We start from the raw sequence: 12,359 nt of genomic DNA, 5'->3' as shown, positions 1-12,359 counted from the left end.
GACCAGCGTCTGCGGAGCCGCGGCGTTGGTGCACCGTGCGGCGTCCTACGGGGTCCGGCATCGACACGCGAGTGAAGCGTCAGCGTACGCGAGTTCGCCTGTCCGACACGTGGCCAAGCTCTCACCTCGGCGGCGACCGCGGTGTGGTGTGCGCCACTCGACTCACCCCGCCCTCCCCCTCCCCCTCCTCCGCGTACACGCGCGGTCACGACCCGTGGTTCTGTGCCGAGGGCACGCACGGGCGCCACCGATAATCATGCCCGTGAAAGATCTTGGATTTCGCCGGGCCGCGCCCGCCCTGGCCGTCTTCGCGGCGGTCCGGCTGCTCGGGCTGGCCGTGCTCGCGCTCTGGTGCGCGGCCGCCGGCAGCAGCCCGCACACGCTGCTGTCGGCGCGCTGGGACTCGCTCTGGTACGCCCGCATCGCCGCCGAGGGCTACGGGTACGAGGTGCTCCTCCCGAACGGGGACGTGCACTCGAACCTGGCCTTCTTCCCGCTGCTGCCCTGGCTGGAGCGGCTGGTCGCGGCGCCGACCGGGCTGTCGTACGGCTCCGCGGGGCTGGTGGTCTCGGTGGTGGCCGGGCTCGCGGCGGCCTGGGGGATCTTCGCGGTCGCGGACCTCCTCCACGGCCGCCGGGCCGGGGTGTTCGCGGCGGGGGTCTGGGCCGCATTGCCCGTCGGGATCGTGCAGTCCATGGCCTACAGCGAGTCGCTGTTCACGGCGCTGGCCGCCTGGGCGCTGTACGGGGCCCTGCGCGGCCGGTGGCTGACGGCCGGCCTGCTCGCGGCCGGGGCGGGGCTGACCCGCCCGGTCGGCGCCGCGGTGGTGGCGGCGGTCTGGGTGGCGGCCGCCCTGGCGTGGCGGCGCGGGGACCGGTCTTGGCGGATGGCGGCGGGGGCGGTACTGGCCCCGCTGGGCGCGGCCGCGTACGTCCTGTGGGTCGGGGCGCGCACCGGCGGCGGGCTGCTCGGCTACCTGGACGTGCAGGGCGGCTGGGGCAACGGCTTCGACGGCGGCTGGGCGTTCGCCCGCTTCGTCGGGGCGAAGCTGGCCTCCTCCCCCGCCGGCGCCGCGGCCGGGATCGGGCTGATCGCGGGGGTCGCGCTGGTGCTGTGGCTGTACGGGCTGTGCGTACGGCAGCGCCAGCCGGCCGCGCTCCTGGTCTACTGCGGGATCGTCGTGGCGCTGGCGCTCTGCGCGTCGGGGTACTTCGGCTCCAAGCCCCGGCTGCTGCTCCCGGCGTTCCCGCTGCTGCTGCCGCCGGCGGTGGCGCTGGCCCGGTGGCGGACCGGGCGGGCGGCCGCGGTGCTGGCGGCGGTGGCGCTGGCGTCGGCGGTGTACGGGGCCTTCTGGCTGAACGGGTCGGGGCCTCCGTAGGCACCGGCCCCGGCGTCCGCGGCGGGGCCACGTAACGGAATGGATCATTCCGATCCATCTTTCAGCAAAGTAATTGAGCTGCGGTGATAAAGCGCGGCTAAGTATGCGAAAGAATGGCCAGGGCATTGGATCAAGGCGCCTCCAACTAATGCCTGAATCCACGGAATTAAGCTCCGTGTGAGACCAACTCCACATCACATGGTCATCACAAAGCCCGTGATTCGACCGGGCCGCCCATCGGCGCGCGGTAACGTCGATTGAGTGCGTACCGACCAAATCCTGACCCGTCTGGAGCGGGTGTTCGCCCGGCTGGACCGGGAACCAGAGCGACCGGCTCATCTGCAAACACCGCAGATGAGCCGGCACCGCGTCGTGCTCCTCGGATCGACCCTCGCGTTCTACCTCGCGATCGTGGTGGCCGTCCTGACCACGTCCTGGCTCGTCCGCCTGGACTGGCAGGTCATGTTCTTCCGGCCCTACGAGCAGTGGCCGCAGCTGCACGCCTTCCTCGACTACCTCGTGGTCCTGGGCCAGCGCGGACCCACCGCGGTCATGGTCGCCGCATGGCTCGGCTGGCGCTCCTGGCGCCAGCACACCCTGCGCCCGCTGATCACCCTCGGCGTGGCGCTGCTCCTGCTCAACATCACCGTCGGCGCCGTCAAGCTCGGCCTCGGCCGGCTCGGCCCGCACTACGCCACGCAGATCGGCTCCGCCGAACTCTTCGCCGGCGGCGATATATTTCCTTCCGGCCACACCGCCAATGCCGTCGTGACCTGGGGAATCCTGGCCTACCTGGCTTCCACCACGGTCACCCGGCGGGTGCTGTCCGTGGTGTCCGCCGTCGTCTCGCTGAGCGTCGGCGCCACCACCGTGTACCTCGGCACCCACTGGGTCAGCGACGTACTGCTCGGCTGGTCCGCGGGTCTGCTGATCATGCTGGCGCTGCCCTGGTTCGAGCCGCTGATCGCCGCCGTCGAGGCCCGGGTCTTCGCGCTGCGGGAGCGGCTGCGCCGCCGCCTGGAGACCGGAACCGTGCCCGTCCCGGTCGCCACCGCGCTCACCCCGCTGCTCTCCGCGGGCGGCAAGTGGCAGCTCCGGCTCGTCGACGGCGCCTCCGCGCCCGGCGGCTCCGCCGGCCCCACCGGTCCGCAGGAGCCGGCCGCCGTGCCCGTCCCGGCGACCGTGGGCGCGGGCTCCGCGCACGCCCCGGTGCCCCGCCCCGCCGCGCACATCTCCGGCAGGCCGCACCTGATCCGGTCCGAGCGGACCCCGCTCACGCCGGCCGGGAGCCGCCGTCCGGCCCACACCGAGCGGCCCGCGGGCCGGGCCGCGGCCCGGCCGGCCACCGGCGGCTGACGCCCCGTAGGACAGGGCAGCCCGTACGGAACACCGCGGGGCGGTACGCACCCCTCACCCCGCACCACAGCACCGCGCACCACATCACCGCGCACCACCGAGGCGGGCCGGGTCACCACCCGGCCCGCCTCGGCCATTTCGGCGGCCGCCGTCGCACATCCGCCCGGAACGTCAGCGCGGCGCCCGGAGGTTCGTCCGTACCGGGTCACGCTTGGGTCACGGAATGTCGACAGTTCTTTGACGGACCCGGCTTCATCCGCACCGCCGGGAAAACGTCCGCGCGCCATTCTTTTTCCGGCCCGCGACAAGTCCTCCGCGCATCCTGTTTCGCATTCCGTCCGGGGCCCCCGGAATTTCCCCGGGGATTGCCGCGGACCACCCGGCGCCGCCGGGTGAACCCCCGCGGTTTCCTTACATCTTCTCCACGGCCCGCCCGAGAAGGTCCCGGGCCGCTCTGATCCTGTCCGTCAGCTCCACAGGCTCCAGCACCTCGAACTCACAGCCGAGCAGCATGACGTGAATGACGAGGACGTCGAGGCTCACGGCCCCCGTGCGCAGCAGGCAGCTGTCGGCGTCGAGCGGCTCCAGGACGCCGTCGGCGGGCCCCACGACCCGCGCCGCCGCCTCCGCCGGCATCTTCAGTTTCAGCAGCGCCTTGGCCGCGTACGCCCCTTGCGACACACCGCGCGACACGTACGCGGCGAGGTCCTCGGCGGGCGCCGGACGCGGGGTGAACCGCGGCCCGTGCGGCGGTCTGGGCTCGATCCGGTCGGCGCGGAAGGTCCGCCAGTCCTCCCGGTCCAGATCCCAGGCGACCAGGTACCAGCGCCGCTCGGTGCAGACCAGGCGGTGCGGCTCCACCGCGCGGCGGCTGGCGCTGCCCGCGTGGTCCCGGTAGTCGAAGCGCAGCCGCTCGGTGTCCCGGCACGCGGCGGCGAGCTCGGTCAGCACGGAGGGGTCGACCGTGTCCCGCCCCGGCCCGCGCAGCATCGGCACGGTGAACTCGTTGAGCGCCGACACCCGCCGCCGCAGCCGCCCCGGCAGCACCTGCTCCAGCTTGGCGAGCGCCCGTACGGAGGCCTCGCCGATCCCCTCGACCCCGTTCCCGGCGGCCGTCCGCAGGCCGACGGCGACGGCGACGGCCTCGTCGTCGTCGAGCAGCAGCGGCGGCAGCTCGGCCCCGGCGCCCAGCTGGTAGCCGCCGCCGGTGCCGGGGCTGGCGTTCACCGGGTAGCCGAGCTCCCTGAGCCGGTCCACATCGCGCCGCACCGTCCTCGGGGTCACGCCGAGGCGTTCCGCGAGATCGGCGCCGGTCCATTCGCGGTGGGCCTGCAGCAGGGACAGCAGGCGGAGCAGTCGTGCGGAGGTTTCCAGCATGCCGAGCAGTCTGCCGGTACCCCGGCCCCCGTCCGAATCGCCGCCGCGGGCCGAGCCCCCGTCAGGGAGCGGGTACGGCCGCCGGAGCCGGCGCCGGGAGCCTGCCCGGGGTCGGGGTCGGAGTCGGGGCCGGGGTGGGAGTCGGCGTCGGGGTCGACGCCGGGGTCGGCGTCGGGACCGCAACCGGGGGCGTGGCCGGGACCGGTACCGGCGCCGGAGGCGACGGCGGCAGGGCCAGCAGCGTGCCGACCACCAGCGCCTGCGGCTTCGGACCGATCACCGCCCGGTTCACCTCGTACAGCGCCTGCCAGCCGCCCTTCACCCGGTACCGCCGGGCGATCTTCTCCAGGGTGTCCCCGGTCCGCACCGCGTGCATCCGCCCCGCCAGCCCGTACCGCTTCGAGCACACCGGCCACGCGTCCCACCCCTGGAACCCCACCACGTCCTCGGCCACCCTGATCTGCTGCTCCCGGCTCGCCAGGTCGGCCCGCGGCGCGAAGACAAGCCCGCCGTACTCCTCCCAGGTCGGCTGCCAGAACTGCAGGCCCCCGTAGAAGCCGTTGCCGGTGTTGACCGCCCAGCGCCCGCTGCTCTCGCAGTCGGCCACGCAGTCCCAGGGCCACTGCCCGCCGGGGCCGCAGTCCCCCGGGCCGGTCCCGATGATCCCGGGCGAGCCGGGGTGGGCCGCCCCCGCGGGTCCGGGCGCGGGGGGCGGCGGGGCCGCGCCGGCCCCCGACGGGAGTACGAGGACGAGGGCCAGCGCGGCAGCAGCGGCGGCGGCCGGGGCGGCGCGCCGGATCCGGAGGTCGGGCATCGCGTCACGCTACGCAGCGCCCGGGCGTCCTGCGGGCCTTGCCACGCGGCCCGCTGCACGGCCCACCCGGTCGGCGGAGCCGCCGACTCCGCCGGAAACAGCCAGGAGCAACCACCAACTGTGCACATACAAAAAAGAGTTGGCACGAAAAGAAAGCTCCGGTCCGACCGTTCACCCCTCCGGGGGCCAGGTTCGATTCCGTTCCCTCCAACGGCGTGACCCCGGCCGCCGCTCGGGCGTTGAGCCCGGCGAGCCGGGAACCGCCCGGCCGCCCCCGCTCGCCTAGTCCGAGGAGCCAGCCCGTGCCCCGCATGCTCGACGTCAGTGATGAGGTACGTGCCGAGATCGGTGACGAAGAAGCCGAGAGGCTGCTCACCGGCGACGACGCACCGCGCAGCTACGACTGCACCTCCTGCCGCACCCCCGGGGACCCCGAGACCGACCGCACCAGCACGGTGCTGTTCGTCGGCGAGGAGACGGCCGTCCTCGCCTTCGCCCACGCCGGCTGCATCCCCTCGCAGGTGGTGACCGTCTCCGAGGAGCAGCTCCAGGGGGCGGTCCGCAGCATCACCGGCGACAGCCCCGCCGGCGGCGAGTCCCCGCAGAACGTGCCGGGCGGCCAGGCCGTCCTCGGCATCACCAGCGGCCTGGTCCTGATCGGCGGCGAGCTGCACCCGGCGCTCGTGGTCGAGCCGACCGCGCCCATCGCCCGCCCCGGCACCACCGGCCCCGGCGACGACTTCCTGCCGCTCCTCATCGAGCAGGGGTTCATCCCGGTCACCGACACGGCCGAGCTGCCGACCCCGCTGGCCGGCTGGTCGGTGCTGCTCGCCGCGGGCCAGCTGCACGCCGTGCTCCAGCCCGGCACCGAGGGCGGCGGCCAAGTCGCCTGGTGGCAGGCGCACCAGGCCCTGTCGGTCACCGACGGCTGGCGGGCCGCCGTCAACAAGACGCAGCGCGTGCTGATCTACGCCGCGCCGGTCGGCTCCATCGGCCAGCAGCCCCGCGAGGACCTGCTCCGCGACGCGCTGGACAAGGCCGCCGCCGGCGGCAAGCTCGTGGCGGCCTCGATGCCGCTGGCGGGTACCTCCGGCGTCTGAGTCCAGGCGCACGCAGGGGATCCCGGAACACCGCGCCGCACCCGTCGAGGGTGCGGCGCGGTCTGCGCCGGGGGTACGCGGTCCATCCCGCGCACCCCCGGCGATCTGCGTTTTTATGGTTCCCGCCCGCATCCGCAGGGCCCCGGGTTCGTTGGCTGATACGTGCATTCATACGACCCATCCCGCGCCCCTGCCCCCGCGAGCGCCGTCTCCCCGATGCGCCCCGCCGTCTCGCACACCCCGATCTACGACACGCTCTACTCGGAGTACCTGCGCGCCTTCCGGGCCCTGCCGGGCGACCGCACGGGCGAAGAGGACCTCGGGTTCACGGCGTTCTCGTACGCGAGCGGCGTCGCCCCGTACGGAGGCGGCTCGTACGGGAGCGGCTGGAACGGCTCGGCGTGGCAGACCGACCCGTGGCCCGCCTCGTACGCCCCCGCGCCGCAGCCCTCGTACGCGTACGCCGGATCCGCGACCGGTGGCGGCGAGCAGGGCGCCGCCGGCTCCGCATACGCGGGCGGGCGCCAGCACCACACCGGAATGCACCACATCCCGGCGGCACTGCCGCCCGCTCCGCGCCGGGGCTACTGACCCCGGACCGCCCTCGCCGCCTACTTCTTCTTGTACTGGGCGCCGCGCTTCTCGCGCACCCGCACCGAGATGTGGATCGGGGTCCCCTCGAAGCCGAACTCCTCGCGCAGGCGGCGCTCGATGAAGCGCCGGTAGCCGTGCTCCAGGAAGCCGGAGGCGAAGAGGACGAACCGCGGCGGCTTGCTCCCCGCCTGGGTGCCGAACAGGATGCGGGGCTGCTTGCCGCCGCGGATCGGGTGCGGGTGGGCCGCGACGACCTCGCCGAGGAAGGCGTTCAGCCGGCCGGTCGGGACGCGCGTCTCCCAGCCCGCGAGGGCCGTCTCGATCGCCGGGACCAGCTTCTCCATGTGACGGCCGGTGAGCGCCGAGACGTTCACCCGGGGCGCCCAGGCGACCTGCTGCATCTCGGTCTCGATCTCGCGCTCGAGGTAGTAGCGGCGCTCCTCGTCGAGCTCGTCCCACTTGTTGTAGGCGATCACGATCGCGCGCCCGGCCTCGACGGCCATGGTGATGATGCGCTGGTCCTGGACGCTGATCGTCTCGGTGGTGTCGATCAGGATGACCGCGACCTCCGCCTTCTCGACGGCGGCGGCCGTGCGCAGCGAGGCGTAGTAGTCGGCGCCCTGCTGGAGGTGGACCTTCTTGCGGATGCCCGCGGTGTCCACGAACTTCCAGGTGACGCCGCCGAGCTCGATCAGCTCGTCGACCGGGTCGCGGGTGGTGCCGGCCAGCTCGTTGACGACGACGCGGTCCTCCTTCGCGACCTTGTTGAGCAGCGAGGACTTGCCGACGTTCGGGCGGCCGATGAGCGCGATGCGCCGCGGGCCGCCCACCGGCATGCCGCCGAAGGTCTGCTCGGGCGCCTCGGGCAGCGCCTCCAGGACGGCGTCGAGCATGTCGCCCGTACCGCGACCGTGCAGCGAGGAGACCGGGTGCGGCTGGCCGAGGCCGAGGGACCACAGGGAGGCCGCGTCGGACTCGCCGCTCTGGCCGTCGACCTTGTTCGCGCACAGGACGACGGGCTTGCCGGCCCGGCGCAGCAGCTTGACGACGGCCTCGTCGCTGTCGGTGGCGCCGACCTTGGCGTCGACGACGAAGACGACCGCGTCGGCGGTCTCGATGGCGTACTCGGCCTGGGCCGCGACGGCGGCGTCGATGCCGAGGACGTCCTGCTCCCAGCCGCCGGTGTCGACGACCTTGAACCGGCGGCCGGCCCACTCGGCCTCGTACGTGACGCGGTCGCGGGTGACGCCGGGCTTGTCCTCGACGACCGCCTCGCGGCGGCCGATGATGCGGTTCACCAGGGTCGACTTGCCGACGTTCGGGCGGCCGACGACGGCGAGCACGGGCAGCGGCCCGTGGCCCGCCTCCGCGATCGCACCCTCGACGTCGTCGACGTCGAAGCCTTCCTCCGCGGCGAGCTCCATGAACTCCGCGTACTCGGCATCGCCAAGCGCTCCGTGGTCGTGCTGGTCGTTCATGAAGTCCGTTCCTCGTCGTTCGTGGTGATCGGTGGTGCCCGCGCAGCGCGGTTCCACTACTGGGTCAAGTCTCGCTCAGCGCCCGGTGAGGCGCTTGGCGTCGGCCAGGTGGGCGGTCAGCCTGCTCTGGATGCGTGCGGTGGCCTCGTCCAGGGCCGTGCGGGTGCGGCGGCCGGTGCCGTCGCCCGCGTCGAAGGCGGAGCCGAAGACGACGTCGACCCTGCTCTTGAACGGCGGCAGTCCGCGGACCAGCCGCCCTTGGCGCTCGGTGCTGCCGAGCACGGCCACGGGCACGACGGGCGCGCCGCTGCGGACCGCGAAGTACGCGAGGCCGGCGCGCAGCGAGGCGAAGTCGCCTTCGCCTCGGGTGCCCTCGGGGAAGATCCCCAGGGCTCCGCCGTTCTCCAGCACCGCGAGCGCCTTGCCTATGGCGCCCCGGTCCGCGCCCGTACGGTCGACCTTGACCTGGCCGATCCCGTCCAGGAACGGGCCGAGCGGGCCGACGTACGCCTCCTTCTTGATGAGGAAGTGCAGCGGCCGCGGGGCGGTGCCCATGACCATCGGCCCGTCGATGTTGTGCGCGTGGTTCACCGCAAGGATGACAGGCCCCGAGGCGGGCACGCGCCAGGCTCCCAGTACGCGCGGCTTCCACAGCCCGTACATGAGGCCGATGCCGATCCGCCGGCCGAGCGCCGCACCCTTGAGGGAGGGCGTTGCGCTCACTTGCGGCCCGCCCGCTTCTCTTCCACCAGGGTCACGACGCACTCGATCACCTGGTCGAGCGTGAGCTCGGTGGTGTCGACCTCCACGGCGTCGTCGGCCTTGGCCAGCGGGGAGGTCTTGCGGCCCGAGTCGGCGGCGTCGCGCTTGATCAGGGCTTCCTTGGTGGCCGCGAGGTCCGTGGCCTCCTTGCCGCGCAGCTCACCGCTGCGGCGCGCGGCGCGGGCCTCGGGGGACGCGGTCAGGAAGATCTTGAGGTCGGCGTCGGGCAGGACGGTGGTGCCGATGTCCCGCCCCTCGACGACGATGCCGCCCTCGGCCGAGGCGGCGATGGAGCGCTGGAGCTCGGTGATCAGGGTGCGCACCTCGGGGACGGCGCTGACGGCGCTGACCTTGGAGGTGACCTCCTGGGTGCGGATCGGGCCGGAGGCGTCCAGGCCGTCGACCGTGATGGTCGGGGCGGCCGGGTCCGTACCGGAGACGATGCCGGGCTTGCCGGCCGCCACGGCGATGGCGTGCGGGTCGTCGGTGTCGACCCCGTTGGTGATCATCCACCAGGTGATGGCCCGGTACTGGGCACCGGTGTCCAGGTAGCGCAGCCCGAGCTTGGCGGCCACGGCCTTGGAGGTACTGGACTTGCCCGTGCCGGAGGGACCGTCGATGGCGACGATCACGGCGGACGGAGCTGCGGTTTCCACGGTGCGGGCACCTTCCTGGTTGCGCGTACGTGTCCGGGCGCGCCAAAGCGCCCCTCCCCAAGGTTACCGGCCCCGGGCACGGGCGCCGCCCAGTCCGGCGGAGGCGGGCCGACCGGCTACTGCTGGCGCAGTGCCCAGCCGCGTTCGCGCAGCTCCGCGGTGAGCGAGGCGGCCGCCCTGGGGTCGACCATGAGCTGGACGAGACCGGCCTGCTGGCCCGTGGCGTGCTCGATGCGCACGTCCTCGATGTTGACCCCGGCCCGCCCGGCGTCGGCGAAGATCCGCGCGAGCTCGCCCGGCTGGTCGCTGATGAGCACGGCGACGGTCTCGTACGCGATGGGCGCCGCGCCGTGCTTGCCCGGTACCCGGACCCGGCCCGCGTTGCCCCGCTTCAGGACGTCCTCGATGCCGGCCGCGCCGCCGCGCCGCTTCTCCACGTCCGCCGACTGGAGTCCGCGCAGCGCGTCGACCGTGGCCTCCAGATCGGAGGCGATCCCGGCGAGCACGTCGGCCACCGGGCCCGGGTTCGCCGAGAGGATCTCCACCCACATCCGCGGGTCGGAGGCGGCGATCCGGGTCACGTCCCTGATGCCCTGGCCGCACAGCCGTACCGCGGTCTCGTCGGCCTCCTCCAGGCGCGCCGCGACCATGCTGGACACCAGCTGCGGGGTGTGCGAGACCAGCGCCACCGCCCGGTCGTGCGCGTCGGCGTCCATGACCACCGGTACGGCCTTGCACAGGGCCACCAGTTCGAGCGCCAGGTTGAGCACCTCGTGGTCGGTGTCCCGGGTCGGGGTCAGCACCCAGGGCCGCCCCTCGAAGAGGTCGGCCGTCGCGGCGAGCGGGCCGGAGCGCTCCTTGCCGGCCATGGGGTGGGTGCCGATGTACGCCGTGACGTCCACGCCGAGGGCTTCCAGCTCCCGGCGGGGGCCGCCCTTGACGCTGGCCACGTCCACGTACGCCCGGGCCAGGCCGCGGCCGATCGCCTCGGCCAGCGTCGCGGCCACGTGGGCCGGCGGTACGGCGACGATCGCGAGGTCGACCTGGCCCTCGGGGGCCTCGTCGGTGCCGGCGCCGAGGGCGGCGGCCGTACGGGCCTGGGCCGGGTCGTGGTCGGCGAGGTGGACGGTGATCCCGCGGGCGGTCAGGGCGAGCGCCGCGGAGGTGCCGATCAGTCCGGTTCCGATCACGACGGCGGTTCTCACGGGGGCGCTCCAGGGATGCGGGTGACGAGTGGCTGACGGGTAACGGCGCGTCAGGGCCAGAGTAGCCAGCGCACACGGCAGGAGGGCCCGGCAGCCCGTCATGTGGGACGGCGACCGGACCCTCGGCGCTGCTACGGGCGCGGAGCGGACACCCCGGGGGTGTCCGCCCAGAGGTTCTGCCGGCTAGAGGTTCTGCCGGCGGATGATGTCCTCGAGCGACCCGCTCGGGATCGAACCGGCCGGGCTCAGCTTGTCGACGGCCTGCGGCAGCGACTGCGCGATCTGGTCGGCGGCCTCCTCAGGGCTGACGCCCGCCTGCCGGGCGACCTGCTGCAGGGTGTCGTCCGGCAGCGCCTCGGCGATCTGGGCACCGCTGACCGGCTCGTTGTCTCCCGTACCGATCCAGGACTGCGCCTGGTCGGCGAGTCCGGACTTGCTCAGCATGTCCATCAACCCGCCGAGCGGATTGTTCCCGCCTCCGGCCGCCGGGGCCCCGCCCGCACCGCCGCCGCCCATGAGGGCTCCGAGCAGCGCGCCCAGGATGTTGCCGCCGCTGCCGCCGAGGAGGCCGCCCAGCAGGGAGCCGAGGTCGTTACCCGCCATCGTCCGCGCCTTTCGAGAGGGTTCGAGACAGGGTCAATGTCACCCAATCCGCCCCAAACTGCCACTTGGTGCGGATCGTCCGGGGCGGGTGCGGTAGAACGACCGACATGATCTTCCACATCGTTCCGCTCGCCGACTGGACCGCCGCGCCCGAGCTCCCGTACGCCCCCTCCTCGCTCGAATCGGAGGGCTTCGTCCACTGTTCCGCGGACCGCCCGACGGTGCTCGCGATCGCGGACGCGCACTACCGCGACGCACCGGGTCCGCTGCTGGCCGTCGAGCTCGACGAGCGGGCCCTGACCTCGGAGGTCCGCCGCGAGGGTGAATCGGGCGGCCGCTACCCGCACGTCCACGGTCCGCTGGACCGGGCGGCCGTGGTCCGCCTCTGGGAGGTCGCGCGTACGCCGGGCGGCCCGGCGGAACTGGTCCCGTGGGAGCAGGGCTCCTGAGCCGGGCGGCGCGGGGGCTTCTCCTGGGGCGCGGGAGGCGCCAGGATGCTGCTCGCCATCCCGGAGCGACCCGATCGAGGAGCACCCCATGAGCGACCCCACACCGACGGCCCGCCGTACGGTTCTGGCGGCAGGAGCGGCCGCCGCGCTGGCCGGCGGCACGCTCACCGCGTGCGGCGGCGAGGCGAAGAGCCCGAAGAGCGAGCCGGGCAGCCCCTCGACCCCGGAGGCCGCGGCCCCGCCCTCCTCCTCGGCCTCGGCCTCGGCGGGAACGGGCAAGGCACTGCTCAAGTCCTCCGCGGTACCGGTGGGCGGCGGCACGGTCCTCAAGGACGAGAAGCTGGTGGTCACCCAGCCCACGGCCGGCTCCTTCCGCTGTTTCACGGCGGTGTGCACGCACCAGGGCTGCCTCGTGAACAAGGTGGAGGCCGGCACGATCGACTGCCCGTGCCACGGCAGCAAGTTCCAGATCACGGACGGCGCGGTGGCCCACGGCCCGGCCACCCGCCCCCTGGCGGAGAAGCAGATCACGGTGGCCCCGGACGGGGATATTTCGCTCGCTTAGGGCTGCCGCGCCCGCCTACGCT

Annotated in this window: 13 protein-coding genes; 6 read left to right on the top strand and 7 right to left on the bottom strand. The window is 73.7% G+C overall.

All coding sequences use genetic code 11. The features are described 5' to 3' along the window. Window positions 1-256 precede the first annotated feature (256 nt). Both ACFYZS_RS36440 and ACFYZS_RS36435 read left to right on the top strand, forming a co-directional pair. A complete protein-coding gene (locus ACFYZS_RS36440) occupies window positions 257-1,378 on the top strand; it encodes a hypothetical protein (RefSeq protein ID WP_389022554.1) in 1,122 nt (373 codons plus the stop codon). Between the two features lie 261 nt (window positions 1,379-1,639). Beyond that, a complete protein-coding gene (locus ACFYZS_RS36435) occupies window positions 1,640-2,734 on the top strand; it encodes a phosphatase PAP2 family protein (protein WP_389022552.1) in 1,095 nt (364 codons plus the stop codon). 411 nt (window positions 2,735-3,145) lie between these two features. Here the strand turns inward: ACFYZS_RS36435 and ACFYZS_RS36430 are convergent, their stop codons facing one another. After that, entirely contained in the window at window positions 3,146-4,111 is a 966-nt protein-coding gene (locus ACFYZS_RS36430; RefSeq protein ID WP_389022549.1) for a helix-turn-helix transcriptional regulator, read from the bottom strand. A 61-nt stretch (window positions 4,112-4,172) separates the two neighbouring features. Beyond that, the gene (locus ACFYZS_RS36425) at window positions 4,173-4,925 is read right to left on the bottom strand and encodes a transglycosylase family protein (RefSeq protein WP_389022547.1); all 753 of its coding nucleotides are present in this window, start codon (window positions 4,923-4,925) and stop codon (window positions 4,173-4,175) included. A gap of 302 nt (window positions 4,926-5,227) precedes the next feature. Here ACFYZS_RS36425 and ACFYZS_RS36420 point away from each other — a divergent pair, with 302 nt between their 5' ends. After that, window positions 5,228-6,025, top strand: a complete 798-nt coding sequence (locus ACFYZS_RS36420) for a hypothetical protein (protein WP_389022544.1) — start codon at window positions 5,228-5,230, stop codon at window positions 6,023-6,025. 216 nt (window positions 6,026-6,241) lie between these two features. Then, complete coding sequence (locus ACFYZS_RS36415; protein ID WP_389022541.1) at window positions 6,242-6,616, top strand: hypothetical protein; 375 nt, start codon at window positions 6,242-6,244, stop codon at window positions 6,614-6,616. Between the two features lie 20 nt (window positions 6,617-6,636). On the opposite strand, the gene der is transcribed toward ACFYZS_RS36415, so the two are convergent. The 5 genes from der to ACFYZS_RS36390 form a co-directional block, all read right to left on the bottom strand. Beyond that, complete coding sequence (gene der / locus ACFYZS_RS36410) at window positions 6,637-8,097, bottom strand: ribosome biogenesis GTPase Der (protein WP_389022538.1); 1,461 nt, start codon at window positions 8,095-8,097, stop codon at window positions 6,637-6,639. Between the two features lie 75 nt (window positions 8,098-8,172). Continuing rightward, window positions 8,173-8,760, bottom strand: a complete 588-nt coding sequence (locus tag ACFYZS_RS36405; RefSeq protein WP_389022657.1) for a lysophospholipid acyltransferase family protein — start codon at window positions 8,758-8,760, stop codon at window positions 8,173-8,175. A gap of 56 nt (window positions 8,761-8,816) precedes the next feature. Then, window positions 8,817-9,515 (bottom strand): (d)CMP kinase, encoded by a 699-nt coding sequence (gene cmk, locus ACFYZS_RS36400; protein ID WP_389022536.1) that lies wholly within the window; start codon window positions 9,513-9,515, stop codon window positions 8,817-8,819. Between the two features lie 116 nt (window positions 9,516-9,631). Further along, a complete protein-coding gene (locus ACFYZS_RS36395) occupies window positions 9,632-10,720 on the bottom strand; it encodes a prephenate dehydrogenase (protein ID WP_389022533.1) in 1,089 nt (362 codons plus the stop codon). A gap of 183 nt (window positions 10,721-10,903) precedes the next feature. After that, a complete protein-coding gene (locus ACFYZS_RS36390) occupies window positions 10,904-11,323 on the bottom strand; it encodes a YidB family protein (RefSeq protein WP_389022531.1) in 420 nt (139 codons plus the stop codon). Between the two features lie 107 nt (window positions 11,324-11,430). On the opposite strand from ACFYZS_RS36390, the gene ACFYZS_RS36385 reads away from it, so the two are divergent. Next, on the top strand, window positions 11,431-11,772 hold the full coding sequence (locus ACFYZS_RS36385) for a DUF952 domain-containing protein (protein WP_389022528.1): 342 nt from the start codon (window positions 11,431-11,433) through the stop codon (window positions 11,770-11,772). 88 nt (window positions 11,773-11,860) lie between these two features. Further along, complete coding sequence (locus ACFYZS_RS36380; protein ID WP_389022525.1) at window positions 11,861-12,337, top strand: Rieske (2Fe-2S) protein; 477 nt, start codon at window positions 11,861-11,863, stop codon at window positions 12,335-12,337. Window positions 12,338-12,359 lie beyond the last annotated feature (22 nt).

It is taken from the genome of Streptomyces sp. NPDC001903, assembly GCF_042891345.1.
In the GTDB taxonomy this organism is placed as follows: Bacteria; Actinomycetota; Actinomycetes; order Streptomycetales; family Streptomycetaceae; genus Streptomyces.
The sequence above is the reverse complement of the archived record's forward strand: the minus strand, read 5'-3'. Positions and strand labels throughout refer to the sequence as shown.

Coding starts and splice junctions, on each gene's coding strand:
- ACFYZS_RS36440 (WP_389022554.1), top strand. CDS start 257: ATGCCCGTGAAAGATCTTGGATTTCGCCGGGCCGCGCCCGCCCTGGCC.
- ACFYZS_RS36430 (WP_389022549.1), bottom strand. CDS start 4,111: ATGCTGGAAACCTCCGCACGACTGCTCCGCCTGCTGTCCCTGCTGCAG.
- ACFYZS_RS36425 (WP_389022547.1), bottom strand. CDS start 4,925: ATGCCCGACCTCCGGATCCGGCGCGCCGCCCCGGCCGCCGCCGCTGCT.
- ACFYZS_RS36415 (WP_389022541.1), top strand. CDS start 6,242: ATGCGCCCCGCCGTCTCGCACACCCCGATCTACGACACGCTCTACTCG.
- der (WP_389022538.1), bottom strand. CDS start 8,097: ATGAACGACCAGCACGACCACGGAGCGCTTGGCGATGCCGAGTACGCG.
- ACFYZS_RS36405 (WP_389022657.1), bottom strand. CDS start 8,760: ATGTACGGGCTGTGGAAGCCGCGCGTACTGGGAGCCTGGCGCGTGCCC.
- ACFYZS_RS36390 (WP_389022531.1), bottom strand. CDS start 11,323: ATGGCGGGTAACGACCTCGGCTCCCTGCTGGGCGGCCTCCTCGGCGGC.
- ACFYZS_RS36385 (WP_389022528.1), top strand. CDS start 11,431: ATGATCTTCCACATCGTTCCGCTCGCCGACTGGACCGCCGCGCCCGAG.
- ACFYZS_RS36380 (WP_389022525.1), top strand. CDS start 11,861: ATGAGCGACCCCACACCGACGGCCCGCCGTACGGTTCTGGCGGCAGGA.